The following is a 26531-nucleotide window of genomic DNA, read 5'->3' on the forward strand; positions in this document are numbered from 1 at the left end:
CCGTCAGGTCAGCCGCTCGAGCGCCTCGGTCATCTTCTCCACGGTGTCCGGGGCAACCTTAGCCTCGAAACCCGCCTTCAGGAACGGGCCGGCAACCTTTGCGGCACCGTTGAACTCGACGCGCGCGTGGTAGTCGATCCGCGTCGATTCGCCACCTTCGGCCGTCAGCGTGATGTCGTCGACGCTGGTGGCGGTCTTGTTACGTCCTTCGAGCACGATGTGATCGGGTTCGTCGGTGACCAAGGTGTAGGTCAGTTCCGTGGTGATGCCGAACAGCTTCGAAACGTTGTGCCATTGTGTTCCGACGGCGACCGGACCGTCGGAAAGCTGTGTGCAGCTCTGGGTTCCGGGATCCCAGGACGGCGCGTTGGAGAAGTCGCGAAGGAACGCGGCTGCCTTGTCCTGCGACACAGCGGCGGTGAAGGAGCGGGTGACGTCGACCATGAGAGTTCTTTTCTGTTGTGGGGGATCAGTTTTCGAGCGGGACGCCGAGGTGTTCGGCGAGCCGACGCATGGTGTCGACTATCTGCTCCTCGGTCACCAGAGGAAAGCCGGCCATCTTCCTGAACTCTGGATCGGTGACGCGCGACCAGTCGTAGACCTGAGTCAGTGCTGTGCGATCCTCGGAAACCGCTTCGAGCTCCCAGGACCACCGCGTACCGCGAGGCTCCATGCCCTGACGGCGGGGGATCCATCCGATACGTCGATCCTGCTCGAACACGAAGACGGTGTTCTCCATGACGTACTCGCCGAGCTGTGGCTGATACATGTCCATCGCGAAGGTATCGCCCACCGCACGCAGCGGCGTCGGGTCGATTGCTCCGCGCAGCATGTCCGATCCGTCGACCGCTGCCTGGACTTCGGGGTTGGCCAGCGCGGTGAACACAGATGCCGGGGGTGCGCCGATGACGCGGCGGACAGTCAACTCTTCGGTCATCGGGCACGCCTTCCAGTTACTTACACCGGCTACCGACTTACCCCCGTCTGCGCGGATGGAAACGCCGCCCGTCGGTTTTGCCTCCCCGTCATCCGTTTTGCATTGCAGTGGACACAGCGACGAAACATGACCGCCACCAACCGTTCGTACAGTCGCCGGGTCGGACTCCGCACAATCCAGGTGCGGAGCAACACCGTGTCAAGGGGTAGCCATGAGTGGAAATGCCGTCCGCCTGCAGGCGATCAAAGACGTCGAGGCGTATGTACCGCCGGCGGTCAGCTTCGTCGGAGACGAGAGGCCGGGCGAGATCTTCGGTGAGAACGTCTTCAGCAAGGTCGTGATGCAGAAGCGTCTGCCCAAGTCGGTCTTCATGTCGGTGATGGCGACGATCGACAAGGGCAAGAAGCTCGATCCCATGGTCGCCGACGCTGTCGCGTCGGCGATGAAGGACTGGGCTCTCGAGAAGGGGGCCACGCACTACGCGCACGTCTTCTATCCCCTCACCGGATTGACGGCCGAGAAGCACGACAGCTTCTTCGACCCGGTCGGTGACGGCAGCGCGCTCGCTGAATTCGCGGGCAAGACGCTGATCCAGGGCGAACCCGACGCCTCGAGTTTCCCCAACGGTGGCCTGCGCAACACGTTCGAGGCGCGCGGATACACCGGCTGGGACGTGACCAGCCCGGCGTACGTGCTCGAGAACCCGAACGGCAACACCCTCTGCATTCCGACGGTGTTCGTCTCGATGACCGGTGAAGCCCTCGACCACAAGACGCCGTTGCTCCGGAGCCAGCAGGCGATGGGCGGGCATGCCGAGCGCATCCTGACACTCTTCGGACACGAGAACATCGAGAACATCGTCTCGTTCTGTGGCCCGGAGCAGGAGTACTTCCTCGTCGATCGACACTTCTTTCTCGCCCGCCCCGACCTGCTGAACGCCGGCCGCACCCTGTTCGGTTCCAAGCCGCCCAAGGGCCAGGAATTCGACGACCACTACTTCGGTGCCATCCCCGAGCGCGTGCTCGGCTTCATGATGGACACCGAGCGGGAGCTGTTCAAGCTCGGCATTCCGGCGAAGACCCGGCACAACGAAGTTGCGCCGGGGCAATTCGAGATCGCCCCGATGTTCGAGCGCGGCAACATAGCAGCCGACCACCAGCAGTTGCTGATGACGACGTTCAAGACCATTGCCAAGAAGCACGGCATGGAGTGCCTGTTCCACGAGAAGCCCTTCGAGGGCGTCAACGGCTCCGGCAAACACGTCAACTTCTCACTCGGCAATTCCGACCTGGGATCACTGCTGGTCCCCGGCGACAACCCGCACGACAACGCGCAGTTCCTCGTCTTCTGCGCCGCCGTCATCCGCGCGGTACACAAGTACGGTGGCCTGCTGCGCGCCTCGGTGGCGTCGGCGACCAACGATCACCGCCTCGGCGCGAACGAGGCTCCGCCCGCGATCATCTCGATCTTCCTCGGCGACCAGCTCGCCGACGTGTTCGATCAAATCGCCAAGGGCGCGGCCACGTCGTCGAAGGGCAAGGGCACCATGATGATCGGTGCCGACACCCTGCCCGTGCTGCCGACTGATCCCGGCGACCGCAACCGCACCAGTCCGTTCGCGTTCACCGGCAACAGGTTCGAGTTCCGCGCTCCCGGCTCCATGCAGACCGTCAACGGCCCGATGGTCACCATCAACACGATCATGGCCGAGGCACTGGATTACATGGCCACCAACCTCGAAACCGCTGTCGCCGACGGCACCGATTTCGACACCGCCGTGCAGAACCTGCTCACGGAGATCATCACCGAACACGGTGCCGTGGTGTTCAACGGTGATGGTTACTCGGACAACTGGCAGATCGAGGCCGAAGCACGCGGACTACCGAACCTGCGTACCACGCTCGACGCGCTCCCGGAGCTGATCTCGGACTCGGCGATGGAACTGTTCGAGAAGTACAAGGTCTTCAACCACCGAGAGATGCACTCGCGCTACGAGATCGGGCTCGAGCAGTACGCGCTGACGGTGTTCGTCGAAGCGCGTCTGACGTTGGAGATGGGTCAGACGTCCATCTTGCCGGCGGCAGTGCGATACCAGACCGAACTGGCGCAGAATGTCAGCGCACTCAAGGGCGCAGGCGTCGACGACGTGGACATGTCTGCGCTCCAGGCAGTGTCGGCTCCGTTGTCCGAGCTACGCGCAGGGCTGGCGACGTTGAAGGGCGCGCTGGAGGCCGACCCGGGCGGCGACGCGCTGGCCGAGGCCACGCACGCCAAGGACGAGTTGCTACCTGCGATGGCGGCTGTACGTGCTGCATCGGACACTCTGGAGGCAATGGTGGCCGACGACCTGTGGCCGCTGCCGACGTACCAGGAAATGCTGTACATCCTGTAGTGACTGCGTGAGCAATGTCTCGAGGCGGAATAGCTTCGTGGATCTCTGCGGTTCGGGTGAGTGACGCAAATTGTGCACGCCCGTGAGGAGTAGAGATCCATGAAGTTGTTCACCCCGTTGGTGCTCGGAGACTTGAAGCTGGACAACCGGTTGGTGATGGCTCCGCTCACGCGGATGCGCTCGGGGCGTGACGGGGTGCCGGGCCCGTTGGTGGTCGAGCACTACAAGCAGCGCGCGTCGCTAGGTCTGATCGTCAGTGAGGGCACGTACCCGAGTCATGCCGGCCAGGGCTTTCCCGGGCAACCCGGACTGGTCACCGACGAGCAGATCGCCGGTTGGCGCAACGTCGCCGACGCAGTGCACGCTGACGGCGGCGTGATTGTCGCGCAGGTGATGCATGCAGGTCGGGTGACCCACGAGGCGACGACGGGTGGCCGTGAAGTGGTCGGACCGAGTGCCATCGCCATCGAAGGCGAGACCCACACGTACGAGGGGAAGAAGCCGTACCCCACCCCTCGTGCGTTGCGCACGGACGAACTGCCCTCGGTCATCGAAGATTTCGTGCAGGCGTCGAAGAATGCGATCGCGGCCGGAATGGACGGCGTCGAGGTGCACGGTGCCAACGGTTACCTGTTGCACGAGTTTCTCTCGCCCGCCTCGAATCAGCGCGACGACGCGTACGGCGGCTCACCCGAGAACCGGGCGCGGTTCGTCGCCGAGGTGGTCGAAGCAGTGGCCGCCGCGCTCGGAGCCGGCAAGGTGGGAATTCGTATCTCCCCCGAGCACAACATCCAGGATGCGCTCGAAACCGATTCCGAGGACGTGCGTGCCACCTACCGTGCCCTCGTTCAGCGGCTCGCCCCGTTGGGTCTGGCGTATCTCAGCGTGCTGCACAAGGATCCGTCCGGCGTGCTCGTCCAGGACCTGCGACAGGCTTTCGGTGGCGCAACACTGGTCAACAGTGGATTCGGAGAGATCACCGGCCGCGACGAGGCGCTGTCGCTGATGGAGGACGGTATCGGCGACGCCGTCGTCGTGGGCCGTCCGGCGATCGCGAACCCGGACCTCGCCCGCCGCTGGCGTGAGGATCTGCCGTTGAACGAGCCGGATCAGAGCACCTTCTACACCGACGGTGCCGAGGGCTACACGGATTACCCGGCGCTGAGTGCCTAGCGGCAGTGGTGCGGTTGAGTGCCACTGAGGGCACCTAACCGCACCACTGCGCGGAGCGCACTCAGAAGTCCGCGGTCTTGCGGGCTCGGACCTTGCTGACGATCGAGAACACCACGGCGATGATCATCAGCGCGTACAGCACGATGGTGATCGCACTGCCGACGAGGATCGACGGGTCACCCTCGCTGACGGCCAGTGCGCGTCGGAGCGACTCCTCGGCCAGCGGGCCCAGAATCACCGCGATCAACACCGGCGCCAGTGGAATCTCGTAGCGGCGCATCATGAATCCGACGATGCCCAGCCCGAGCATGAAGATCAGATCCACGATCGAGGCACTCGATGCGTAGACGCCGAGCGCGGCGAACACCGAGATGCCGGCGTACAGGTAGTTCTTCGGGATCTTCAGCAACTGAGCCCACAACGGTGCGAACGGCAGGTTGAGGATCAGCAGTACGACCATCGCCACGAACAGGCTGGCCAGCAGGGCCCACACGATGTCGCCACTGCGCTCGAACAGCAACGGCCCGGGCTGCATACCGTACTGCTGGAAGGCAGCCAGCAGGATCGCTGCGGTCGCCGAGGTCGGCAGGCCCAGAGCCAGTAGCGCCCCCATTGCCGTTCCGGCCGTGGAGTTTCCGGCCGCTTCCGGTCCGGCGACACCGCGGATGGCACCCTTGCCGAACATCGGCTTCTCGCGCTTGCGGTCGAGCCTGCGTTCGGTGCCGTACGCGAGGAAGCTCGGCACTTCGGCCCCGCCGGCAGGAATGACACCGAAGGGCACCCCGAATGCCGTGCCGCGCAACCATGCCGGGAGCGCGTCGCGGAATTCGGCCTTGCTCAGCCAGGGACGTCCCTGCGACTTGATGAGACTGCGATCCTCGGGTCGACCGATCTTCGACGCGATGTGGATCACTTCACCGAGCGCGAGCATCGCGACGGTGATGACGACGATGTGAATGCCGTCGAACAGGGCCGGTACCTCGAAGGTGAATCGCGAAGCGCCCGAGGGCCCGTCGATACCGATCACGGCCAGAGTGAGGCCGATCAGCAGTGCGGTCAAACCCTTCAGCGCGGAATCGGACACCACGGCCGAGGTGGCGATGAAGGCGAACACCGCCAGTGCCAGGTACTCGGCCGGACCGAAGTTGGTCGCCAAGTCCGCCAGCGTGGGTGCGAAGAACACCACCAGGGTGGTGGCGACGATTCCGCCGATGAAGGCGCCGATGGCCGAGGTCGCCAAAGCCTGTGGCGCTCGGCCGTTCTTGGCCATTCGGTGACCCTCGAAGGTTCCGGCGATTGCGGTGCTGTTGCCGGGAGTGTTCATCAGGATGCCGGAGATCGAATCGCCGAACAGGCCGCCGAAATACACACCGGCGAACATGATCAGGGCCGCAGTGGGGTCGAGGGTGAAGGTGACGGGCAGCAACAGTGCCACAGCCATGGCAGAGCCGAGACCGGGCAGGACGCCGACGGCAGTGCCGAGCAGCGCACCGACGAACACCCAGACCAGGTTCATCGGAGTCAGCGCGGTGCCGAACCCGTCGATCAGATTGGACAATGAATCCATCGTGAAGTCAGCTCCGTCAGAAGATCTGGGCGAGAACGCCGCCGGGCAGGGTCAGGCCGAGGCCCGCGGAGAATGCAATCTGAATCGCGCTCGAGACCAGCAGCGCGATGGCCGCGTCGAACACGTACCGGCGACCACCCAATCCGACCGAGACGCCCCAGAACAGGATGGCACCGGCGAGAACCCAGCCGAGCGGATCGAGCAGAGCGATGAACACGGCCACCGATCCGACGGTGATCGACAGCGTGCGCCAGTTGCTGACGGTGCCGGTGTGCGGCTTGCCGTCGTCGTCGACCCCGCGGTCGACGGCGTCGGGCTTGACCAGCAACTGAATGGTGACCAGCAGGGCAACGACGAAGCAGCCGCCCGCAACGATCGCCGGAAAGACCTGCGGGCCAGGTGATGTGGCGGTCGAGGGAACGTCCATCGTGATGGTGCCGTAGACCAAGAAGGCTCCGAGCGCGACGAGCAGCGCCGGTACTATCAGTCCGCTGCGGCCTGTCCAGAACGATCGCGATGTGTCCGTGTCGGTAGTCGTCGTTGTCATACCAGTCCCAGCTCTGCGAGAAGTCCAGTGATGCGTGTCTGCTCGACCTCGAGGAACTCACCGAACTCGTCGCCGGTCAGAACCGATTCCTTCCAACGGTTGCGTTCGACGGCCGTCGCCCACTGCTCGGTCTCGACCATCTCGGTGACGATGTCGATCAGAGTCTGTCGGTCCTCGTCCGAGATGCCGGGCGGGGCAACGATGCCGCGCCAGTTGACCAGGTCGACGTTGTAGCCCTGTTCGATGAACGTGTCCACGTCGAAATCTTCGAGCGGCTCGGGTGAGGCCACGGCGAGCGCTCGCACGTTGCCGGCCTCGATCTGATCGCGGAAGTCGTTGAAGCCACTGACCGCAACGCCGACGGTGTTGGACAGCAGGGCAGTCAATACCTCGCCGCCCCCGGAGTAGGCGATGTAATTGATTGCGGCGGGGTCGATGTCGGCTTCCTGTGCAAGCTGACCCGCGACAATGTGGTCGATTCCGCCGAGTGAGCCACCGCCGATCGGCAGTCCGCCGGGGTTGGCTCGCCACGCCTCGATCATGTCCTCGAGATTCTGGATCGGTGAGTCCTTCGGGACGACGAACACCTCGAAGTCCTCGGCGAGTCTGGCGATCGGAACGGTGTCGGCCAGTGTCGTCTCGGAGTTGTTGATCGCGATGCCGCCGAGCATGACCGTGCCGGTGATCATGACGGTGGTGGGCTGGCCGCTGAGGTTCTCGAGCTGGCTCAGACCGATGGTGCCGCCGGCTCCCGGCACGTTGACCACCTGGGCGTTGTTGACGATGCCGTCGCTGCGCAGTGCCTGCTGCGATTCACGGGCGACGAGATCCCAGCCGCCGCCCGCAGCGGCCGGCGCGATCATGGTGAGTTTGGCGCGGGCGTCCGACCCGCTGGCGCTGTTGGCGGCATCGATTCCTGCAACGGTCACCGCTCCCACCACCGCCAAGGCTCCGGCCGTTCGTAGCAGTGTGGGCGATATCGCCATCAGAAGCCTTTCGTGTGGTGTGTCACAGCGTCAGGTTAGATACAGTTTGTCGGATTAGTCCAGTTCACAACATCGAAGGCGAACTTCGGTGAACTCGAGCAACGGGAGAAAACGTGTCCTCAGGCAAGCCAGTGGCGGTAGCGATGAGCAACACACCTGAGGGGCAGGAAGCGTTGCGACGTGGTGCCGCCGAGGCCGAGCTGCGTCAGGCACCGTTGATCGTGTTGTCGGTGGTGGACCGAGACTCGGTGTCCGCCGACGACCGCAGCTCCGCGGAGGCCGAGGTGGAGCGAACGCTGCCCGGTGTTTCTTCGACCGTGCGCGTGGAACCCGACGGCGGCGACCCCGCCGGCGCTTTGGTGGATCTTGTTGCCGACGTCGGCGCAGGCATGGTCGTCATCGGCTCCAAGCGCCGTTCCGCTGTCGGAAAGTTTCTGATGGGCAGTACGGTTCAGCGGGTTCTGCTGGACTGCCCGGTTCCGGTCCTGGTCGTCAAGGCACCCTGACGGTTCGACAGTCCGGTAGTATCGGACAAACTTCACATCATTCGACCCTGAGGAATCATGGACAGCGATAAACCCGGGCCGGACACGGCCTCCCGCACTACGGCTACTACGTGCGAGGCGGTGTCCGGCGAATGAGCGTTCTGCTCACTCTTCTGCTCGGCCTGCTCGTCGTTTTCCTCATCACCGTCGCCACCGGTTATTTCGTGGCTCAAGAATTTTCGTACATGACCGTCGACCGGTCCCGGCTCAAGGCGCGCGCCGAAGCCGGTGACGCAATTGCAGCTCGAACACTGGCCGTCACCAAGCGAACCTCGTTCATGCTGTCCGGTGCGCAGCTGGGTATCACGGTCACCGGCTTGCTGGTCGGCTATGTTGCCGAACCTCTCATCGGCCGATCGTTCGGTGCGATCCTCGGCGGCGTGGGAGTTCCGACGGCAGTCGGCGTCGGCCTGGGTGCGGTACTGGCGATCACGTTCGCGACCTTCGTGCAGATGCTCTTCGGTGAGCTGTTTCCCAAGAACTTCGCCATCGCGCGTCCGGAGCCGGTGGCCAGATGGCTGTCTCTCTCGACCACCATCTACCTCAAGCTTTTCGGCTGGTTGATCACCATCTTCGATCAGTCGTCGAACCTGCTGCTCAAGGCGCTCAAGATCGAACCGGTGCACGATGTCGAGCATTCGGCCAGTCTGCGCGACCTCGAGCACATCGTCTCGGATTCACGCGAGACCGGCGATCTGCCCGACGAGCTGTCGACCCTGCTCGATCGCATTCTCGACTTCCCCACGCGCACAGTCGAACACGCGATGATTCCGCGTTCCCGCTCGGCGACGGTCCGCGACACCGACACCCTCGCCGAGGTCGCAGCGCTGATGGGGCAGGAGCACTCACGGTATCCGGTGCTCGACGAGGACGACGGCATCGTCGGCGTCGTGCATCTCACGGACGTCCTGTCCGCGACGGTGCCGAGTTCCACCCCGATCTCCGAGCTGACGCGTGACGCGCTGATCCTCCCGGAGATCCAGACTCTGCCCGACGCGATGCGCGAGTTGCGCTCGACGAAGAACCAATTGGCCTGTGTCATCGACGAATACGGCGGGCTGACCGGTGTCATCACGATCGAGGACCTGGCCGAGGAACTGGTCGGTGAGATCACCGACGAGCACGACGACGACCTGTCCGATCCCAGCCCGGTCAGTGCCGACGACGGCAGCTGGACCATGGCCGGGGAGGTGCACGTCGACGAGGTCGAGCGCGCCATCGGTATCGATCTGCCCGAGGGTGATTACGAGACCATCGCCGGTTTCGCCATCGCGCACAACGGATCTCTCCCTGACGTCGGGGAACGGATCGAAGTGGACCTACCACCGGACAACGCCGATCTGGCGAACGACGAGGTGACTCCTGTTCGCTTCGTGACGCTCGAGATCGAGGAGATCGACAGTCACGTCCCGTCTTTGCTGACCCTGACGCTCGGCGAGCGTGACCCCGAGCACGACGACGAGTCGGCCGAGACGAAGGAAAGTGTGCACCGATGAGCAACATCTGGGTCTTCCTGGCCGTCACGATCGGCCTCATCGCTGCCAGTGCCTTCTTCGTGGCCGTCGAGTTCGCGCTGTTGGCCGCCAAACGACATCGGCTCGAAGACGCCGCTCCCAATTCACGGTCTGCCCGTGCAGCGCTGCGTAGCTCGTCCGAGTTGACCGTTCTGCTCGCCGGCTCGCAGCTCGGCATCACGGTCTGCACTCTCGGCCTCGGTGCGACCACCAAACCGGCTGTGCACTACTGGCTCACGCCACTGTTCGAGAGCGGTGGCCTGCCGTACTGGTTCGCCGACGTCCTCGGCTTCGTGCTCGCGCTGATCGTCGTCACCTTCCTGCACTTGGTGGTCGGTGAGATGGCCCCGAAGTCCTGGGCCATCGCGCATCCCGAAAAATCGGCCACGATGCTCGCAATCCCGATGCGCGCGTTCATGTTTCTGACGCGTCCGGTGCTGACGGCGCTGAACAACATGGCGAACTGGTGCCTGCGTCGCGTCGGCGTCGAGCCGGCCGACACGGTGGGTACGGGTCAGAACGCGGACGATCTTCGGCAGTTGGTGGAGCACTCGGTCAATGTCGGTGCTCTCGACGCCAGCTATCAGGCGCAGATTTCCAGTGCTCTCGAACTGCAGGAACTGACGGTCGGCGACCTGGTGCGGCAGTTCGGCAAGCCGACGTCGGTGCCGTCGACGGCCACCATCGACGACGTACGCGAGGCATCGCGTCGATCGGGACATCTGCGGATCCTCGTCAGTGATGCCGACGTGGTCAAAGGCGTGGTGCACGTGCGCGATACGTTGACCGCGCCGCAGACCCTCGCCGAGATCACGCGTCCGGCGTACACGCTCGAGGCGACCACTCCGGTGTACGTCGCCCTGCAGTCGATGCGTGAGACCCGGCATCACCTGGCCCTGGTGGTCGACGGCTCGGCGGCGGCGGACGACCCGGCGCGCAGTGTCGGCGTCGTGACGTTGTCCGACGTTCTGACACGGTTGTTGCCGCAACCCGTCTGATCGGATTCGGTCCCTCGAACGAGACAACCCCGACCGGCCTGAGCGGCCGATCGGGGATGTGTCGTTCGTGCGTCGAGTCCGATGCTCAGATCGGAGCGACGACCAACAGGTGTGCCCAGTACGACGCGACGTCGTGGCCGAGCTGGGGTAGCAGCACGTCGTACAGCAGGTAGGACATCATTGTCGTCGAACTCCTTGTTCAGCGGGTCGTTTCCGACTCGCGTGCCGAGACTTGTAGGTCATTGAGACTGTAGATGACCCGGCCCTCGGTGGCATCCGTATCGCCTACTCGCGCTCGTCGGTGGGAGGCATTCAGCCGATGCAGCCCTGCAAGGTGGTGAAGCTGCCCGCGATTCCGGCACCGTTGCACACCGCGCCCTCCGGGGTGAGCGTGATCGTCGAACCGGGTGCGGCCACGGCGATGGACAAGCCGAGGCCGGCGGCAGTGTTCTGAGCGATCGCACCGGGGCCGAAGGCGATCGCCGCGGGTGCGCCGCCGAACGTGGCGTTGCTGACGGCGGTTCCGCCGTTCAGGCCGAGCGCCAAGGCCGCCGCGTTGTTCATGGCCTCTGCAGATCCCCAGCCCTCGATGCCGAATCCTGCGGCTGCGCTCGTACCGTCCGCGGAGCTGTCACATTGTGATCCTCCGACCAGCGCAGCGACGTCGGCACCGCCGGGCGCAGTGGTGCAGGCGACCGGCGCGGCCGATGCAGTGCCGGGAACGAGGGCCGCGAAAGTACAGGCGAAACCGAATGCTGCCGCTCCGCCGAGAATCCTCTTGGTGTGGAACATGGTGAATGCCTCCCGAGATCGATGCGTCGGCACCGGTGCGCCGCGCGTGGTGGTCGCTGGGCCGATTTCGCACGAGACCCGACTCCCGTGGTGCGAGTGTTACCCCGTTGCGACTCCATCATTGATCGTCGGAATCACGAATGCATCTCGGTACAGTCACGCGTGGATAACGTCGCCCGGGCTGGGGCTTGGGGCTGCGGGGAGGTCAGCGGGCGTCGTGTTCGGCGCGTGATTCCAGGACGGCAGGCATCGACCCCTCGATGAGTTCGATGAGATCGCTCAATCGAGTTCCGACGTCACGGCCCAGGGGAGTGAGGCTGTACTCCACCTTCGGCGGGATGGTCCCCTGCACGGTTCGCACAATGAGGCCGTCACGTTCGAGGGTCTGCAGCGTCTGCGCCAACATTCGTTCACTGACGCCGTCGACGCGTCGGCGCAGAGCATTGAATCGATAGTCGCCCTCGGTGAGAGCGGCGAGCGCAAGCACGCCCCACCTGCTGGTGGCGTTCTGCAATGTCTGCCTCGACGCGCAGTCCCGAGCGAAGACGGACGCTTCGAGAGATTCGGTGGGCTCGGACATGCCGCCATGTTAGCGCATGTAAAAGAATTAGCACTAGCTGGAAGAGTTGCACTGCACGAAAAGTAAGTGCATAGTGACGGGGGACTTGAAACCTCAACCTCAGGAGTTCGATCATGACCACAGCGGTAACCGGAGCAACGGGCCAGCTCGGCGGCCTCGTCATCGAGGCACTCATCGAGCGTGGCGTCGCACCCGCAGAGATCGTTGCGGTCGTACGCAACGCAGACAAGGCAGCCTCGCTCGCCGAGCGCGGCGTGGAAATTCGGGTGGCCGATTACAGCGACACTGCCGCTCTGACGTCTGCATTCGGAGGTGTGGACAAGGTGCTGCTGATTTCGGGATCGGAAGTCGGTCAACGAATCGCGCAGCACACCAACGTCATCGACGCTGCAGAAGCGGCAGGGGTGAGTCTGATCGCGTACACCAGTGTGCTCGCCGCAGACACGTCGGGCATCAGTCTTGCTCCCGAGCACAAGGCCACCGAGGAGCGGTTGACGGCCTCTCCGATACCCGCTGTTTTTCTGCGCAACGGTTGGTACTGGGAGAACTATCTGGGCTCGCTCGGTCAGGCGATCGACAGTGGAGTGTGGCTCGGTGCAGGCGGCGACGGCAAGATCGCCGCAGCTACGCGCGCGGATTACGCCGCGGCTGCGGCCGCAGCTCTGATCACGGACGATCAGGGCGGGAAGATCTACGAACTCGGCGGCGACGAACGGCTGACGTACGCCGAATTCGCCGAGGTTCTCGCCGACGTCTCCGGTAAGCCGGTCGTCTACAAGGACGTTCCGGAGTCCGAGTACGCGGCGATTCTGCAGGGTGCGGGGCTCCCTGATTTTGTGGCAACGATGTTGGCCAGCGCCGACGCCGGAATCTCTCGCGGTGAGCTCGACACCGATTCCGGAGATCTGCAGGCCCTGATCGGTCGACCATCCACTCCGGTGGCCGAGGTGCTTCGCTCCGCACTGTGACGGGTGTGCCCGCGCTACTTGTAGCGTGGGCGCGGTGAATCACACGAAGACCCGCACCCTGTTCCTGGCAGCCTCCGCATCACTCGTGCTTCTGACGGGTGCGTGCAGTTCGGATTCGGACACCTCGACATCGACGACCCCGGCAGGCTCCACCGCCGGTGCCGCTTCCGGCTCGGCCGAAGCGGCCGCAGCCAGCACGTGCCCGACGTCCGCCCCTGATGCGTCGGGGACACCGGAGTGGACGCTCGACGGAGACACCGGCAGCATCGCGGTCGTCGGATCCACCGACTCGGCGGCACCGTCGGTCACCGTGGAGGCACCGTTCAGCGTCGCCGAGACCCAGGTGGAGACGTTGACGGTCGGAGACGGCCCGGTCGTCGCGGACGACGCCGAGGTGTCCGTCTGCTACATGGGCGTCAACGGACGCGACGGATCCACCTTCGACAGCAGCTACGAACGCGGCGCGCCGGTCGAATTCCCACTCGACGGAGTGGTGGCCGGCTTCCAGAAGGCCATCGCCGGTCAGACCGTCGGCTCGACCGTCGCCGTTGCGGTGACCTCGGCCGACGGCTACCCCAGCGGTCAGCCGCAGGCAGGAATCGAACCGGGCGACAGCTTGATCTTCGCGATTTCGATCCTGTCCGCAAGCTGAGTGCCTCCGGCAGTGGCGCGGTTATGTGCCCTCTGCGGCACGTAACCGCGCCACTGCGGCTCCGCTGCACTACACCGTCGAGAGCTGCTGAATCGTCGTCGCGCCGCCCGGGGTGGGCGTCGTGGTGATGAAGTTCGAGTCGTAGCCCAGCGATTCGGCGACGCTGCGGATCTCGCGGAATTGTTCGACGCTGACGTCGGGTGTGCGCTTGAGCACGAAACCGGACGTGCGGGTGGGGCTTCCGACGAACGCCCACGAGTAGTCGTCGGCGATGTAGGCGACGATGTAGTTGGTCGGCCCGTCGAGGCGCTCCTGGGTGGGAACTCCGGGGAAGCTCACGTGCAACTGCGCGTTGGTGACGGTGTCGTTGACCCGGGCGTTGCCGACGATGCGGTTCTCGCCACCGGTCCAGGTGGTGCAGGTGTTCTCGACGCGAACGTTCGACGCATCGATCATCTGGTAGTTCGCCTGAGTATCGCGGGCGCAGATCAAGTTGAACGGCTGCGGCACCGCTGCAACCTGATTCCAGGTCCCCAGGTATCGCTCCAGATCGAGGGACGGGACCGGAGCCAGCGGCTCGAGGCCGACCGATCCGAGCGGGCCGACCGGCTGAGCCTGAGCCGGGGTGGCGGCGAGCAGTGCGCCTGCTACGACGGCTCCGGCGAGTGCCGTGCGGACGGCTGCGTTGCGGATTTTCATGAAGTGGCTCCTCTGGTTGTGGTCTTGCTGGAATCGATTCTGTTCGGCCACCAGATCCCCGGGCCGATGAGGGTGAACAGGGCGGGAATGACGACGGTGCGCACCACGAACGTATCGAGCAGAATTCCGAGCCCGACGATGATGCCCAGCTGAGTGAGCGTGATCAGCGGTAGTACGCCCAGCACGCAGAATACTGCCGCCAGCACGATTCCCGCGCTCGTGATGACCCCGCCGGTAGCAGACACCGCCCGCACGATGGCCGATCTGGTGCCGTGCCGAGGTGTTTCCTCACGAGTACGCGTGACCAAGAAGATCGTGTAGTCGACCCCGAGGGCGACCAGGAACAGGAATGCGAACAACGGGGTGTTGTCGTCGAGGGCTGGGAATCCGAAGACGTGCAGACTCACCCAGCTGCCGATTCCGATCGCGGCCACTGCGCTCAATACCGTTGTGGCAACCAGGATCACGGGTGCGACGAGGGCACGCAGCAGTACCAGGAGTACGGCGAGCACGACCGCGAGGATCGCAGGAATGACCACCAGGCGATCTCGCGCCGCCGCGTCGGTTGTGTCCAGAGCCTTCGCGTCGCTGCCACCCACTCGCGCGTCGTCCACCCCGGCCAGTGCGGAGCGGAGGTTCTCGACGATGGTGAACGACTCGTCGGAGGCGGGTGCCGCATCGGTGACGACCGAGAGCCGAGTGAGTCCGGTATCGGAGTCGGCGACGCGATCGACCGAGACGACTCCGTCGATGCCCTCCACGGTGTCGACGACTCCGTCGACGTCTGCGGTGGGAGCGAGAACCGTCATCGGATCGGCAGATCCGGCCGGAAAGTGCTGGGAGAGATTCTCGAAGCCTTCGACCGATTCGGCGGTGACCCGGAACTGCTCGGTCTGCGAGAGTCCGATCTGGGTGCCGAACAATGCCGCGCAACAGGCCAACAGTGCGACGATGGTGACCGACGCTGTCGCCACCGGGCGTCGGGCGACACCTGCGGCGATCGAGTGCCAGACGCCCTCCGTGGTGGTGTCACGGTCGGATTGCTTGGGGACGAAGGGCCAGAACAGTTTCGGGCCGCACAGCGCCAGCAGCGGCGGCAGGACGAACAGGACGAAGACCGCGGCGACGACGAGACCGGCCGCAGCCAGCGCCCCCAGGCTGCGGGTGCTCGGCAGCATCGCCAGGAGCAGGGTCAGCAATGCCAGCACGACGGTTGCGTTGCTGGCCAGGATGGCCGGCCCCGCCTGCCGGACGGCGTGGCGCAGGGCGAGCCGGTGATCGGACTCGCGACGCAGTTCCTCGCGGTAGCGCGAGATCAGCAGCAGCGCGTAGTTGGTGCCTGCACCGAACACCAGCACGCTGGTGATTCCCGATGTCGAACCATCGAACGACAGGCCGGTGAGCTGGGCCAGGGCGGTGCCCACCGTAGTGGCGAACCGATCGGCGAAACCGATGACCGCCAGCGGCACCAGCCACAGAATCGGTGAACGGTAGGTGACGATGAGAAGGACGGCCACCACGAGCGCGGTGACGGCGAGAAGCGTGAAGTTGGCACCGGAGAACGAGTTCGCGATGTCGGCACCGAACGCCGGTCCGCCGGTGACCTGAGCGCGTAGATCGGAAGGGAGATCGCTCGTGGCGGCAGACCGCAGGTCGGTGATCAACTCGTTCAGCGTGAAGCCCGACAGTTCGGAATCGACCTGGACCAGTGCAATCGCGGCTTTGCCGTCGGGTGCGACGATCGGGGGCGGCCCGGGCTCGTCGGGTACCGAGCGATCGACGGCGAGCAGCCGGTTCTGCGCAGCGGCGGCGGCCTCGATATCGGCCGGGGTGAGGTCTGCGCCGTCGGTCCGGCTCAGGACCAGGATCACCGGGGCAGAATCGGAGTCCGGAAACTGGGTCAGCAGCTCGTCCACCTGGTACGACTCGGCTGACGTCGGCAGTGAATTCGGTGACTGCCCAGCGGAATCGTTGCTTCCGACAAGCCCTATGACGGCGATGGACAGAATGAGGAGCGCGAGTGCGATGGCCCATGATCGACGGTGCGTCACGGTTGCGGCGATACGGTCCCAGGCGATGTTGCTGTCGGTTCGAGTGCTGTCCACGCTCAAAACAATCTCATTTACTTAGATATTAAGCAACTGAATCTGTTCCTGGCAGTAGTCTGACGATGACCGCAGCGAAGGAGTTTCCGCCGACATGACCGACCGACACCACCTCGAATCCGCGATATCGGCGGATCTCCGAGCGCTGTCTTCGGTGTCCGAGCAGATCGGTCAGGTGTTCGGGGCGCTGCACAGCTTGCGGCCCAACGACTTTCGGGCCTTGCTTCATGTGATGGTCGCCGACGTCGAGGGTTCGCCTCTGACTGCAGGCGAACTGGGCACCATGTTGGGTCTCTCGTCCGCTGCCATGACCTACCTCGTCGAGCGCATGATCGCCTCGGGTCACATCCGACGCGAATCCGATGCATCGGACAGGCGGAAGGTGATTCTGCGGTACGACGAGCACGGAATGGAGGTCGCTCGCGGGTTCTTCGGTCCCCTCGGTATGCGAACCAGCGCTGCGTTGGCAGAGCTTCCCGACACCGATTTGGCAGCCGCGCATCGGGTGTTCGAATCGCTCATCGGTGCCATGCGAGAACACCACGCCGACCTGGGAAACAACAGCCGCGCATAGTGGAGGCAGCCGGGTGCGGTGTTCGAACTGCTGGTGGGCGGCCTACTCGAGCCGATGCTGGACGCCGAGCGTGCGAGTGCCGTAGGGTTGGCGGCGGTTGAGCTAACAGCCGGTCACGGGGAAACGCAGCGAAGTAGGCGTCCGGGTCAGGCAACATTTTTGCTCCCGCTGCGTCAATCGGTTTCCCCTTCAGTTCGACCGATCGATGGGATCTGCCATGAGTGTTGAATCTTCAGGCAACAAAGTTCGAACCACGTCGGCGACCGTTGCCGAGAAATCCGTCTCTGTCGCAGCAACCGGAGCCATCTTCACCGCGCACGATGGCCCCGACGGCTCGCTCGTCGTCGCCGTCCACGGCGACATCGACATGCGCAGCGCGCCGATGTTCTCCGATTTCGTGTGCAGTCGCGTGTCCAGTAAAAGGCACGTCACCCTCGACCTGTCCGATGTCGATTTCTTCGGCATCGCAGGTCTCACCGTCTTCGATGCAGTCCGCGGATACTCGGCGGGCATCGGTGCCACCTGGTCGATCGTGGCAGGACGCTCGGTATCTCGTTTGCTCGAGGTCGCAGACCTCGAGTCCACGGTCCCGACGTCCCGTCCCATGACCGACTAGCAGTACTCCGGCGACAGTCGCCGCGACAAGAGGTGGGCAGCTCAGGTATTGGGCTGCCCACTGTCGTCGGTCCTGAAGACAAAACGGGCGACCCTCCGCCACGGCACGGCCGCAGCGCAGGATCGCCCAGCACCTGTTCGGAGCAGTGTGACTAGTTCTTGGTTCCCTCGGAATCGCTGAAGAACGACCACTCACCGTCGTGCTCCACTTCCAGTCGCCAGCCCAACTCTTCGTTGTCGGCGCGGCTGTCCTTGAACCAGTCGTACGCATCCTCGGAACTGGAGATGTCCTTGGTTCCGACGACGGTTCCGTGGGGATCGATAACTCTGTAATTTGCCATGACGCCGGGATGCCCCGATGTCGCGCAACCTAATCCACAGTCGCAACCTGATCCATGCAGGACTGCTCCCGCCGATCCGCACCCCAATCGACGGTGGCGCGGCCCCGCCGATCCACGAACGCGCGCGCGTTCGCCGAACGCGAGCAGAATCGCCCCGGAAACAACGAGATTCTGCGCGCCTCTGACAGACGCGCGCGCGTGTGCGGCATCTGGGTCCATGGTGGTGGCGGGATCTGGGTCCACCGTGGCGGCATCTGGGTCCACGGTGAACCGACTACGTACGCGAAACCAGCGCCCGAGCGAAGAACGCCAGGTTGGCGGGCCGCTCGGCGAGTCTACGCATGAAGTAGCCGTACCACTGCTCGCCGTAGGGAACGTAGACCCGAACGTGGCGATCGGCGTCGACGAGTCGTCGTTGCTCCTGGTCTCGGATGCCGTAGAGCATCTGGAACTCGAATTCATCGGACGATCTGCCCGCGGCTGCTGCGAACGTCTCGGCCGCCTCGATCATCTCCGGGTCGTGGGATGCCACCATCGGGTAGCCGCTGCCGTTCATCAGAACCTGCAGGCACCGGAGATAGGAGTCGGACACTTCTCGCGTGCTCTGAAACGCCACCGACGACGGTTCGTTGTACGCACCCTTGCACAGTCGGATTCGTGATCTCGGGCCGGACAGCTCCACGCAGTCCACTTCGGTGCGCCGCAGGTACGCCTGCAGCACCGTGCCCAGATCCGGGAAGTCCTTCCGAAGTTCGCGGACGATCGACAGCGTCGAATCGGTGGTCGTGTGGTCCTCGGCGTCGACTGTCACCCACACTCCCGCAGCAGCGGCTGCGGCACAAATCTCGCGCGCGTTGTCCAGTGCGAGAGTGCGGTCGATGCCTTGGCCGAGCGCCGACAGTTTGAGTGATACCTCCAGGGCGGTTCCAGCAGTGTGCCGAGTTGAAAAGCGTTGGATCAGTGACAGATACGACTGCACGGTTGCCCGTGCCTGCGCCCGATCGGTGGTGTCCTCGCCCAGGTAGTCCACCGAGACGAATCGGCCCGACGCCAGGAGTGCATCGACCGCCATGACGGCCGCGGGCTCCGAGTCTCCTGCCACGAAACGGTCGACGAGCGAGCGGGTGGCACGCAGTCGCGTGACGGTGGCCTGCAATCTCGGCGAGCGTGCCGCCGCCAGCAGTGCCGGCCGCAACGGATTGCTCAGTACGGTGGTCATCGCGTGCCCTCGCCTTCCTGATGCGGGTAGCCGTGGGTGGTCGGCGGGACGAACGTTTCCTTCACCGTGCGGGCCGAGGTCCAGCGCAACAGATTCTGCGGGGAGCCGGCCTTGTCGTTGGTTCCCGACGCGCGGGCTCCGCCGAACGGTTGCTGACCCACCACTGCGCCGGTCGGTTTGTCGTTGACGTAGAAGTTCCCAGCCGCGAAACGCAGTGCCGAATGGGCCTGTTCGACGGCGCTGCGGTCGGTGGCGATAACTCCTCCGGTCAGTGCGTACTTCGATCCGGTGTCGACGGTACGCAGGATCTCGGCGTAGGCGTCGGGCTTGCTGTCGTCGTAGACGTGTACCGCCAGGATCGGTCCGAAGTACTCGGTGGTGAAGGCCTCGTCGGTGGGGTCGTCGCCGAGGAGAACGGTGGGGGAGACGAAGTAGCCCTCCGAGTCGTCGTACGTGCCGCCTGCGGCGATCGTCAAGCTGGGCACGGACTTCGCTCGATCGATAGCAGCAGCGTTGCGATCGAACGCCTTTCGGTCGATGACGGCCCCGCCGTAGTTCGACAGATCGGTCACGTCGCCGTACTTCAAGGCCGACACCTGCTCGATGAACGTCTCACCCATGCGAGCCCACAGCGATTTCGGCACGAATGCCCGCGATGCTGCCGAGCACTTCTGCCCCTGGAAGTCGAAGGCACCGCGAATCATGGCTGTGGTCAGCACATCCGGGTCGGCGGAGCTGTGCGCGACGATGAAGTCCTTGCCTCCGGTCTCGCCGACGAGGCGGGGGTAGGAGTTGTAGTTCGAGATGTTGTTGCCCACCTCGCGCCACAGCGTCTGGAACGTCGCGGTGGAGCCGGTGAAGTGGATGCCGGCCAGGCGCGGATCGGCCAGTGCTACCTCGGAGACCATCGGGCCATCGCCGAGGACGAGGTTGATCACCCCCGGTGGCAGACCGGCGGCTTCGAGCAGTTGCATCGTCAGGTACGCGGCGACGGCCTGGGTGGGCGACGGCTTCCACAACACCGTGTTGCCCATCAGCGCGGGTGCCGTGGGCAGGTTGCCGGCAATGGCGGTGAAGTTGAACGGGGTGATCGCGTAGACGAAGCCCTCGAGCGGGCGGTACTCGACGCGATTCCATACGCCCGGGGCCGACACCGGCTGATCGGCCAGAATCTGTCGCGCGAAGGCGACGTTGAATCGCCAGAAGTCGATGAGCTCGCACGGCGCGTCGATCTCGGCCTGATAGGCCGACTTGGACTGGCCGAGCATCGTTGCCGCAGCAATTTTTTCGCGCCAGGGACCGGACAGCAGATCCGCCGCTCGCAGGAAGACGGCGGCGCGCTCGTCGAACGGCAGATCGCGCCACATGGGAGCGGCCGCACTCGCGGCATCGATGGCATCGCGTACATCCTGATGGCCGGCACCGGCGTAGCTGCCGATGATCGACGCATGCCGGTGCGGCTCGACGACATTCTCGACAGCGCCGTCGGCAACGCGGTGAACTCCGCCGATGACCTGATGGATCTCGACGGGTAAAGTCCGGAGCTCGGTCAGTCGGGTGCGTAGGCGGGCGCGTTCGGCGCTCCCCGGGGCGTAGTTGTTGACCGGCTCGTTGGTGGGCGTGGGAACTGATGTGACGGCATCCATAGCGTCTCCTCGTCTTGGCTGCTTCTCGTCTCGCTGTGTGGTGCCCATTGAAGTCCGATGGACAGACCGATCAATCAGCTCATCGGCCAACAAATCCGTGATTGACTTGTCCGTATGGCCAATGCCGTATCACTGCGTGCGCTACTGGCGTCTCTGCACAGTGCTGTCGTCGAGCTGGTGGTCGCGCCTGCGGGCATCGACGTGACCGTCGAGTCCGCAGCGCTGCTCGACGCCGACGATCTACGTCTGCCGCCGGGGGCGTCCGCCGATCTGACCTTGCTGGTGGGGGTGACCGAAACGGACGTGGTGCGGTGGTTCGACGATCTCGCTCTGCGCGCCGCGGCGGACCGTCCGCGCGCGGTGCTGACCAAGGTGACCGACTCGGCCGCCGTGACCCATGGTGCGCGCGAAGCCGGTATCGCCCTCGTCGCCGTGCACCGGCAGACGCGCTGGGAGCTGTTGCTGTCGATGACGCGAGGAGTCCTCGAGCAGGGGCGTACGCAGAGTTCGGTCGACGGGACGTTGGGAGCCGACACCGACCTGTACGAACTTGCCCAGACGGTGGCGTCGCTGACGAAGGGCATGGTGAGCATCGAAGACGAGCGCTCACACGTGTTGGCATACTCGGCGTCGGACGACGCTGCGGACGAGCTGAGAACGCTGTCGATTCTCGGACGCGAAGGCCCGGCCGACTACCTGCGAAGGCTCCATGAACGCGGCGTGTTCGATCGTCTCCGGCGCACCGACGACGTCATCGACGTACCCGCCGATCACGACCTCGGGATCAGGCGACGCCTTGCCGTCGGGATCCGCCGCATATCCGGCAGTCCGACAACTCTCGGGACGATCTGGGTGCAGGAGGGTGCCGGTCCGCTCGCCGACGAGGCCGACGGTGTGCTCCGGGGCGCTTCGGCCGTTGCGGCACGGCTGATCACCCGGATCGCGAACGCCCCGACCAACGAGACCCTGCAGATTCAACGCCTGCTCGGTGCCAGAGGCGGCGGAGTGGACGTGCCGTCACTGGCGTCCGCGCTGTCTATCCCCGCCACCGGATCTGCGGCTGTGGTCGGATTCGCTCCGTGCGGAGAGTTCGAGATCGGTGCACTGGCACCGGCGATCAGACTGCACGCCAGCGCTTTTCGGCGGGATTCCCTGGTCACCACCATCGGTGAGAGAATCTACGCACTGTTTCCCGGGGTGGCCTCGGGCACGTGGATTGCGGGCTGGGCAGCCGATTCCGTGGGACGAATCGAGCGGCGAACCACGCTGGCGCTGCGCGCCGCCGTGGCAGCCCCGATCGCCGACCTGGAGGGTGTGGCCGTGGCCAGATTCGAGGTGGACCGGGTACTCGACGGCACCACCGGCGAGGTCCGCGTCACCACGCTCGAGGAGTCGAGAACCTCTGTGTTGCTGGGAGAAATACTCGAACTGATCGGCAACCACCCGCAGTTGCGAGACCCGCGCGTCGCCGAGCTCGACCGATACGACGCATCCAACGACTCCAGAATGCGGGAAAGTCTCGAGACGTACCTGGCCTGCTTCGGTGATGTTCGGACTGCGGCCGCGCGCGTGCACGTGCACCCGAATACCCTGCGCTACCGCATTCGCCGCGTCGAGCAGATCCTGGATGTCGATCTCACCGATTCCGATGCGCGTCTTCTGGTGGAAATGCAGCTGAGACTGTGAACGGCCCAGGTGAGCAGAAGTTCTTAGCAGGCTACGAGGTTCTACTCACATGGGGACCGGTGCTGGACCTGACGATCAGGCGCGGCTCGATGCTCGAACGCCGGGTGCTTCGGTTCCCGGTCTCGATCTGTTTCAGCAGAATATCGACGCTGCGCACGCCGACCTCGCTGAATTCCTGACGAATGGTGGTCAGTGGTGGTGAGAAGAATTCGGCGTCGGGTATGTCGTCGAAACCGATGACGCTGACGTCCTGCGGCACTCGTTTGCCCTGTACTTCCAGGGCGCGCAGTACGCCGAGCGCCATGGCGTCGTTACCGGCGAATATTGCTGTCACATCGTTGTTCTCGGCCAATTCGCTGCCCGCGGCGAATCCCGAGCGGGCGCTCCAATCGCCCGCCAAGGTGGGAGGCGGTTCGATGCGTGCTTCCTCGTGGGCCAGACGCCAGCCGGTCACGCGGTCGGCGGCCTCGTACCACCCGAGCGGTCCCGCAACGTGCCACACCGCACTGTGCCCGAGGCCGAGCAGGTGTGCAGTGGCAGCGCGTGCGCCGGCGATCTGGTCGACCGAAACCACGGCCAGATCGCCTGCGGGAGAGCCTTCGACGGCAACCAACGGGAGTTCTCCGGCCAGATCGGCGATGTCGCCGGCTTCGGTTCGCAGCGGTGCGATGACGATGACGCCGTCCACGCCTTGCTTCTGCAACCTGCGAACGCAGGTGATGATCGCCGACTCGTCGAACGACGTGGGAACGCCGACCACGACGGAGTAGCCGGCTTGTCTCGCTGCAGATTCGACGCTGTAGAGCGTCGACACCGGGCCGTACAGGGCGTTGCCGGTTCCGACTATTCCGATGGTGCTGCTGCGGCCCGTGACCAGAGCGCGAGCGGCTGTGTTGGGGCGATAACCGAGCTCCGAAATCGCCTGATCCACTTTGGTTCTCGTTGCTTCGGTCACGTTGGGATGGCCGTTGATGACACGGGAGACAGTCTGGTGGGACACGCCTGCGAGCCGGGCGACGTCGGTCATGGCGGGTCCGCGTGTCGGCGTCATCGTGTCGCAACCCCTCTGAAGTCGTGGAGGACAATCACAGCATGCCCGGTCCCGCACCGCTGGGAACTGCGCCGATCACGTCGTCTTCGTCATCGAGGCGGATGTCGGCGGTGCGGTCTTTCCCGGTTCTCCGGGGGAGAACATCTCGGGTGGCACCGGTACGCCCAGGTAGCTGGTGGGTGACTTGGCTGCGTCTCCCTTCCCGCCCTTTCCGCTCGCGGCTCGGCGCTTGGTCCAGATGTCGAATGCCACGGCAGCGAGCAGCACCAGACCCTTGACCAGTTGCACTCTTTCACTGGGTGATCCGATGAGCGACATGCCGCTGTTGATCACCGCGATGATGAGGCCGCCGGTGAGCGCACCGACGATGCGGCCCACGCCGCCCTGCACTGCTGCGCCGCCGATGAAGGCCGCGGCGATGGCGTCGAGCTCGAAGCCGTTGCCGGCGGTGGGGCCGGCCTGATTGAGGCGACCGGCGAAGATGATTCCGGCCAGAGCCGACAGCACGCCCATGTTGACGAAGATCCAGAAGGTGACCGGCTTGACCTTGATGCCGGACAACGACGCGGCGTGGATGTTTCCGCCGATGGCGTACACGTGCCGACCGAACACGGTCTTGCCGGCAAGCGTCGAGTAACCCATGACCAAGACCGCGAGCAGGATCAGGACGTACGGCAGGTTCTTGAACCGCGCCAGCTGCACTGCGATGGCCAGTACGAGGGCTGCGGCGAACGTCATCTTGATCAGGAAGAGCGGCATCGCGTCCACGGTCTGGCCGTACTTCTGCCGGCCCGTTCGAGAACGCCACTGGCTGAACACGATTCCGGCGACCGCAAGAATCGCTACGAGCAACGTGAAGATATCTGCCCCACCCAACGGTCCGAGGCCCACGTTGCCCATGAAACCGGGCAGGAAGCCGTTGGACAGTGTGCGCACCGGTCCGGGGAACGGCCCGATGCCCTGGTTGCCGAGGACGATGAGAGTGACCGCGCGGAAGACGAGCATGCCTGCGAGGGTGACGATGAACGCGGGAATGCCGAAGTATGCGACCCAATAGCCCTGCCAGGCACCGATGAGGCCGCCGACAATCAACGTGATCAGCACCGCGAGTGGCCATGGCACGTTCTGTTGCACCATGAGGACACCGGCAATGGCTCCGGTGGCCGCAACCACCGATCCGACCGACAGGTCGATGTGCCCGGCGATGATGATGACGACCATGCCGATGGCCAGGATGAGAATGTACGAGTTCTGCACCACCATGTTGCTGATGTTCTGCGGCACCAACAGCTGACCGCCGGTCAGCACCGTGAACAGCGCGATGATCAGTGCGAACGCGATGAAAATCCCGCTCTGGCGGAGGTTTCGCGTGAGCAGCCCCCGGACTGTCGACAGCTGATTCATCGAAGTACTCCTGTTCCACGGGTCATGAGATGCATGAGAGATTCCTGGGTCGCGTCCGCGCGAGTGACCTCACCGGTGATGCGACCTGCCGACAATGCGTAGATCCGATCGCACAGCCCGAGCAGTTCCGGGAGCTCGGACGAGATCACCAGCACAGCCTTTCCGGCGTCGGCGAGATCGTTGATGATCGAATAGATTTCGAACTTGGCACCGACGTCGATGCCGCGCGTCGGCTCGTCGAGGATGAGCACATCCGGATCGCTGAAGATCCATTTGCTCAGCACGACCTTCTGTTGATTGCCACCGGACAGTTTCCCGACGACGGCGGAAACGTTCGGTGCCTTGATGTTCATGCTCTTGCGGAAGCCCTCGGCGACCTTGAACTCCTGGTTGTCGTCGACGAAGCCGCCTGTGACCAACTTGTCGAGTGCCGCGGTCGATATGTTGCGCTTGATGTCGTCGATCAGATTGAGGCCGTAGCGCTTTCGGTCCTCGGTGGCATACGCGATCCCATGGTGGATGGCATCGTTGACGGACTTGACGTGTATTTCCTTGCCGTACTTGAACAGACGACCCGAGATGTCGATGCCGTAGCTGCGGCCGAAGACGCTCATGGCCAATTCGGTGCGTCCCGCACCCATCAACCCGGCGAGGCCGACGATCTCGCCGCGCCGCAGCGTGAGATTCGCCTTGTCGACAACGGTTCGGCCCTGCTGGGTGGGACTGTGTACGGTCCAGTCCTCGATGCGCAGAACCTCCTCGCCCACAGTGGATTCGTGCGGGGGAAAGCGGTGCTCGAGATCGCGGCCGACCATGAGCGAGATGATGCGATCCTCGGTGACGTCGGGGTCTCGCATGTCCAGCGTCTTGATGGTCCGGCCGTCACGGATGATCGTGGTGCGGTCGGCGATGGCCGCGATCTCGTTGAGCTTGTGCGAGATGATCACGCACGTGATGCCCTCGTCCCGTAGACCGCGCAACAGATCGAGCAGATGCGCGGAATCCGAATCGTTCAGTGCCGCAGTGGGTTCGTCGAGAATGAGCAGGGTCACGTCCTTGGACAGTGCCTTGGCGATCTCGACGAGCTGCTGTTTACCGACGCCGAGGTCGCTGACGACGCTGACGGGGTTCTCCCGCAGCCCTACTCTCTTCAGTAGGGCTGCGGCCTCGGAGTTGGTTCGGTTCCAGTCGATGAACCCGCGCTTCGACCGCTCGTTGCCGAGAAAGATGTTCTCGGCAATCGAGAGATGCGGACTCAGTGCGAGTTCCTGATGGATGATGACGATGCCCTCGGCCTCGCTGCTCCGGATGTCGGAGAACTCGCAGGCCTTGCCGTCGAACACGATGTCGCCGTCGAAGGTGTCGTGTGCATACACACCCGACAACACCTTCATGAGCGTGGACTTGCCTGCTCCGTTCTCTCCGCAGATCGCGTGGATTTCGCCACGATCGACCGACAGAGTCACATCCTGCAGCGCCTTGACGCCGGGAAAGCTTTTGGTGATGCCGCGCATCTCCAAGATCGGGCTCGTCATCGCCG

Annotated in this window: 25 protein-coding genes; 10 read left to right on the forward strand and 15 right to left on the reverse strand. The window is 64.4% G+C overall.

The genetic code is table 11. From position 1 onward, the window contains the following. Nucleotides 1-3 precede the first annotated feature (3 nt). Together ACIGGF_RS11130 and ACIGGF_RS11135 are read right to left on the reverse strand one after the other, a co-directional pair. Nucleotides 4-444, reverse strand: coding sequence for an SRPBCC family protein (locus tag ACIGGF_RS11130; protein WP_397521378.1), 441 nt, complete (start codon nt 442-444; stop codon nt 4-6). A gap of 25 nt (nt 445-469) precedes the next feature. Then, a complete protein-coding gene (locus ACIGGF_RS11135; RefSeq protein WP_397521379.1) occupies nt 470-937 on the reverse strand; it encodes a polyketide cyclase in 468 nt (155 codons plus the stop codon). A gap of 211 nt (nt 938-1148) precedes the next feature. Between ACIGGF_RS11135 and ACIGGF_RS11140 the strand changes: the two genes are divergently transcribed. Together ACIGGF_RS11140 and ACIGGF_RS11145 are read left to right on the forward strand one after the other, a co-directional pair. Next, nucleotides 1149-3329: a glutamine synthetase III gene (locus tag ACIGGF_RS11140; RefSeq protein WP_397521380.1), complete on the forward strand. Its 2181-nt coding sequence runs from the start codon at nt 1149-1151 to the stop codon at nt 3327-3329. 99 nt (nt 3330-3428) lie between these two features. Then, nucleotides 3429-4502 carry an alkene reductase gene (locus tag ACIGGF_RS11145; protein WP_397521381.1) on the forward strand — a complete coding sequence of 358 codons (1074 nt, stop codon included), beginning with the start codon at nt 3429-3431 and terminating at the stop codon, nt 4500-4502. A 61-nt stretch (nt 4503-4563) separates the two neighbouring features. Here the strand turns inward: ACIGGF_RS11145 and ACIGGF_RS11150 are convergent, their stop codons facing one another. From ACIGGF_RS11150 to ACIGGF_RS11160, 3 genes are read right to left on the reverse strand one after another with little or no spacing between them, the layout of a single operon-like run. Further along, entirely contained in the window at nt 4564-6069 is a 1506-nt protein-coding gene (locus ACIGGF_RS11150; protein WP_397521382.1) for a tripartite tricarboxylate transporter permease, read from the reverse strand. A 16-nt stretch (nt 6070-6085) separates the two neighbouring features. After that, a complete protein-coding gene (locus ACIGGF_RS11155; RefSeq protein WP_397521383.1) occupies nt 6086-6616 on the reverse strand; it encodes a tripartite tricarboxylate transporter TctB family protein in 531 nt (176 codons plus the stop codon). Further along, nucleotides 6613-7602 (reverse strand): Bug family tripartite tricarboxylate transporter substrate binding protein, encoded by a 990-nt coding sequence (locus tag ACIGGF_RS11160; RefSeq protein WP_397521384.1) that lies wholly within the window; start codon nt 7600-7602, stop codon nt 6613-6615. The genes ACIGGF_RS11155 and ACIGGF_RS11160 overlap by 4 nt, the downstream gene beginning before the upstream one ends. A 131-nt stretch (nt 7603-7733) precedes the next feature. Here ACIGGF_RS11160 and ACIGGF_RS11165 point away from each other — a divergent pair, with 131 nt between their 5' ends. From ACIGGF_RS11165 to ACIGGF_RS11175, 3 genes are all read left to right on the forward strand, one after another. Beyond that, nucleotides 7734-8108, forward strand: a complete 375-nt coding sequence (locus ACIGGF_RS11165; protein WP_397521423.1) for a universal stress protein — start codon at nt 7734-7736, stop codon at nt 8106-8108. A gap of 131 nt (nt 8109-8239) precedes the next feature. Further along, the gene (locus tag ACIGGF_RS11170) at nt 8240-9643 is read left to right on the forward strand and encodes a hemolysin family protein (protein WP_397521385.1); all 1404 of its coding nucleotides are present in this window, start codon (nt 8240-8242) and stop codon (nt 9641-9643) included. Then, nucleotides 9640-10659: a hemolysin family protein gene (locus ACIGGF_RS11175; protein ID WP_397521386.1), complete on the forward strand. Its 1020-nt coding sequence runs from the start codon at nt 9640-9642 to the stop codon at nt 10657-10659. Before ACIGGF_RS11170 ends, ACIGGF_RS11175 begins: the two co-directional genes overlap by 4 nt. 312 nt (nt 10660-10971) lie before the next feature. Here the strand turns inward: ACIGGF_RS11175 and ACIGGF_RS11180 are convergent, their stop codons facing one another. Together ACIGGF_RS11180 and ACIGGF_RS11185 are read right to left on the reverse strand one after the other, a co-directional pair. Next, the gene (locus ACIGGF_RS11180; protein WP_397521387.1) at nt 10972-11451 is read right to left on the reverse strand and encodes a DUF6764 family protein; all 480 of its coding nucleotides are present in this window, start codon (nt 11449-11451) and stop codon (nt 10972-10974) included. A 205-nt stretch (nt 11452-11656) separates the two neighbouring features. Then, complete coding sequence (locus ACIGGF_RS11185; RefSeq protein WP_397521388.1) at nt 11657-12031, reverse strand: winged helix-turn-helix transcriptional regulator; 375 nt, start codon at nt 12029-12031, stop codon at nt 11657-11659. Between the two features lie 113 nt (nt 12032-12144). Between ACIGGF_RS11185 and ACIGGF_RS11190 the strand changes: the two genes are divergently transcribed. Next, a complete protein-coding gene (locus ACIGGF_RS11190; protein ID WP_397521389.1) occupies nt 12145-12999 on the forward strand; it encodes an SDR family oxidoreductase in 855 nt (284 codons plus the stop codon). Between the two features lie 25 nt (nt 13000-13024). Beyond that, nucleotides 13025-13651: an FKBP-type peptidyl-prolyl cis-trans isomerase gene (locus ACIGGF_RS11195; protein WP_397521390.1), complete on the forward strand. Its 627-nt coding sequence runs from the start codon at nt 13025-13027 to the stop codon at nt 13649-13651. A gap of 69 nt (nt 13652-13720) precedes the next feature. Here the strand turns inward: ACIGGF_RS11195 and ACIGGF_RS11200 are convergent, their stop codons facing one another. Then, the gene (locus ACIGGF_RS11200; RefSeq protein WP_397521391.1) at nt 13721-14350 is read right to left on the reverse strand and encodes a lipocalin family protein; all 630 of its coding nucleotides are present in this window, start codon (nt 14348-14350) and stop codon (nt 13721-13723) included. Continuing rightward, nucleotides 14347-16401, reverse strand: coding sequence for an MMPL family transporter (locus ACIGGF_RS11205; protein WP_397521424.1), 2055 nt, complete (start codon nt 16399-16401; stop codon nt 14347-14349). The genes ACIGGF_RS11200 and ACIGGF_RS11205 overlap by 4 nt, the downstream gene beginning before the upstream one ends. A gap of 148 nt (nt 16402-16549) precedes the next feature. Between ACIGGF_RS11205 and ACIGGF_RS11210 the strand changes: the two genes are divergently transcribed. Then, nucleotides 16550-17029, forward strand: coding sequence for a MarR family winged helix-turn-helix transcriptional regulator (locus ACIGGF_RS11210; RefSeq protein WP_397521392.1), 480 nt, complete (start codon nt 16550-16552; stop codon nt 17027-17029). 217 nt (nt 17030-17246) lie between these two features. Continuing rightward, complete coding sequence (locus ACIGGF_RS11215) at nt 17247-17645, forward strand: STAS domain-containing protein (RefSeq protein ID WP_397521393.1); 399 nt, start codon at nt 17247-17249, stop codon at nt 17643-17645. Nucleotides 17646-17796: 151 nt separating this feature from the next. Here the strand turns inward: ACIGGF_RS11215 and ACIGGF_RS11220 are convergent, their stop codons facing one another. The 3 genes from ACIGGF_RS11220 to pruA form a co-directional block, all read right to left on the reverse strand. Next, entirely contained in the window at nt 17797-17985 is a 189-nt protein-coding gene (locus ACIGGF_RS11220; protein ID WP_397521394.1) for a hypothetical protein, read from the reverse strand. 274 nt (nt 17986-18259) lie between these two features. Next, nucleotides 18260-19204, reverse strand: coding sequence for a proline dehydrogenase family protein (locus tag ACIGGF_RS11225; protein ID WP_397521395.1), 945 nt, complete (start codon nt 19202-19204; stop codon nt 18260-18262). Next, nucleotides 19201-20850, reverse strand: a complete 1650-nt coding sequence (gene pruA, locus ACIGGF_RS11230; RefSeq protein WP_397521396.1) for an L-glutamate gamma-semialdehyde dehydrogenase — start codon at nt 20848-20850, stop codon at nt 19201-19203. Before pruA ends, ACIGGF_RS11225 begins: the two co-directional genes overlap by 4 nt. Before the next feature lie 114 nt (nt 20851-20964). On the opposite strand from pruA, the gene ACIGGF_RS11235 reads away from it, so the two are divergent. Beyond that, nucleotides 20965-22536, forward strand: a complete 1572-nt coding sequence (locus tag ACIGGF_RS11235; protein WP_397521397.1) for a PucR family transcriptional regulator — start codon at nt 20965-20967, stop codon at nt 22534-22536. 31 nt (nt 22537-22567) lie between these two features. On the opposite strand, the gene ACIGGF_RS11240 is transcribed toward ACIGGF_RS11235, so the two are convergent. From ACIGGF_RS11240 to mmsA, 3 genes are all read right to left on the reverse strand, one after another. Then, nucleotides 22568-23587, reverse strand: coding sequence for a LacI family DNA-binding transcriptional regulator (locus ACIGGF_RS11240; protein WP_397521398.1), 1020 nt, complete (start codon nt 23585-23587; stop codon nt 22568-22570). 75 nt (nt 23588-23662) lie between these two features. After that, nucleotides 23663-24991 carry a multiple monosaccharide ABC transporter permease gene (gene mmsB, locus ACIGGF_RS11245; protein WP_397521399.1) on the reverse strand — a complete coding sequence of 443 codons (1329 nt, stop codon included), beginning with the start codon at nt 24989-24991 and terminating at the stop codon, nt 23663-23665. Then, on the reverse strand, nt 24988-26526 hold the full coding sequence (gene mmsA, locus ACIGGF_RS11250) for a multiple monosaccharide ABC transporter ATP-binding protein (RefSeq protein WP_397521400.1): 1539 nt from the start codon (nt 26524-26526) through the stop codon (nt 24988-24990). Before mmsA ends, mmsB begins: the two co-directional genes overlap by 4 nt. Nucleotides 26527-26531: the final 5 nt, after the last annotated feature.

This window comes from Rhodococcus sp. NPDC078407 (assembly GCF_044542515.1).
In the GTDB taxonomy this organism is placed as follows: domain Bacteria; phylum Actinomycetota; class Actinomycetes; order Mycobacteriales; family Mycobacteriaceae; genus Rhodococcoides.

Excerpts from the sequence above, each read along its gene's own strand:
- ACIGGF_RS11220 (WP_397521394.1), bottom strand. The coding sequence starts at position 17,985 with ATGGCAAATTACAGAGTTATCGATCCCCACGGAACCGTCGTCGGAACC.
- ACIGGF_RS11135 (WP_397521379.1), bottom strand. The coding sequence starts at position 937 with ATGACCGAAGAGTTGACTGTCCGCCGCGTCATCGGCGCACCCCCGGCA.
- ACIGGF_RS11180 (WP_397521387.1), bottom strand. The coding sequence starts at position 11,451 with ATGTTCCACACCAAGAGGATTCTCGGCGGAGCGGCAGCATTCGGTTTC.
- ACIGGF_RS11155 (WP_397521383.1), bottom strand. The coding sequence starts at position 6,616 with ATGACAACGACGACTACCGACACGGACACATCGCGATCGTTCTGGACA.
- ACIGGF_RS11170 (WP_397521385.1), top strand. The coding sequence starts at position 8,240 with ATGAGCGTTCTGCTCACTCTTCTGCTCGGCCTGCTCGTCGTTTTCCTC.
- ACIGGF_RS11185 (WP_397521388.1), bottom strand. The coding sequence starts at position 12,031 with ATGTCCGAGCCCACCGAATCTCTCGAAGCGTCCGTCTTCGCTCGGGAC.
- mmsA (WP_397521400.1), bottom strand. The coding sequence starts at position 26,526 with ATGACGAGCCCGATCTTGGAGATGCGCGGCATCACCAAAAGCTTTCCC.
- ACIGGF_RS11225 (WP_397521395.1), bottom strand. The coding sequence starts at position 19,204 with ATGACCACCGTACTGAGCAATCCGTTGCGGCCGGCACTGCTGGCGGCG.
- ACIGGF_RS11215 (WP_397521393.1), top strand. The coding sequence starts at position 17,247 with ATGAGTGTTGAATCTTCAGGCAACAAAGTTCGAACCACGTCGGCGACC.
- ACIGGF_RS11190 (WP_397521389.1), top strand. The coding sequence starts at position 12,145 with ATGACCACAGCGGTAACCGGAGCAACGGGCCAGCTCGGCGGCCTCGTC.
- pruA (WP_397521396.1), bottom strand. The coding sequence starts at position 20,850 with ATGGATGCCGTCACATCAGTTCCCACGCCCACCAACGAGCCGGTCAAC.
- ACIGGF_RS11160 (WP_397521384.1), bottom strand. The coding sequence starts at position 7,602 with ATGGCGATATCGCCCACACTGCTACGAACGGCCGGAGCCTTGGCGGTG.
- ACIGGF_RS11150 (WP_397521382.1), bottom strand. The coding sequence starts at position 6,069 with ATGGATTCATTGTCCAATCTGATCGACGGGTTCGGCACCGCGCTGACT.
- ACIGGF_RS11200 (WP_397521391.1), bottom strand. The coding sequence starts at position 14,350 with ATGAAAATCCGCAACGCAGCCGTCCGCACGGCACTCGCCGGAGCCGTC.
- ACIGGF_RS11235 (WP_397521397.1), top strand. The coding sequence starts at position 20,965 with ATGGCCAATGCCGTATCACTGCGTGCGCTACTGGCGTCTCTGCACAGT.
- ACIGGF_RS11175 (WP_397521386.1), top strand. The coding sequence starts at position 9,640 with ATGAGCAACATCTGGGTCTTCCTGGCCGTCACGATCGGCCTCATCGCT.
- ACIGGF_RS11140 (WP_397521380.1), top strand. The coding sequence starts at position 1,149 with ATGAGTGGAAATGCCGTCCGCCTGCAGGCGATCAAAGACGTCGAGGCG.
- ACIGGF_RS11240 (WP_397521398.1), bottom strand. The coding sequence starts at position 23,587 with ATGACGCCGACACGCGGACCCGCCATGACCGACGTCGCCCGGCTCGCA.
- ACIGGF_RS11210 (WP_397521392.1), top strand. The coding sequence starts at position 16,550 with ATGACCGACCGACACCACCTCGAATCCGCGATATCGGCGGATCTCCGA.
- ACIGGF_RS11145 (WP_397521381.1), top strand. The coding sequence starts at position 3,429 with ATGAAGTTGTTCACCCCGTTGGTGCTCGGAGACTTGAAGCTGGACAAC.
- mmsB (WP_397521399.1), bottom strand. The coding sequence starts at position 24,991 with ATGAATCAGCTGTCGACAGTCCGGGGGCTGCTCACGCGAAACCTCCGC.
- ACIGGF_RS11130 (WP_397521378.1), bottom strand. The coding sequence starts at position 444 with ATGGTCGACGTCACCCGCTCCTTCACCGCCGCTGTGTCGCAGGACAAG.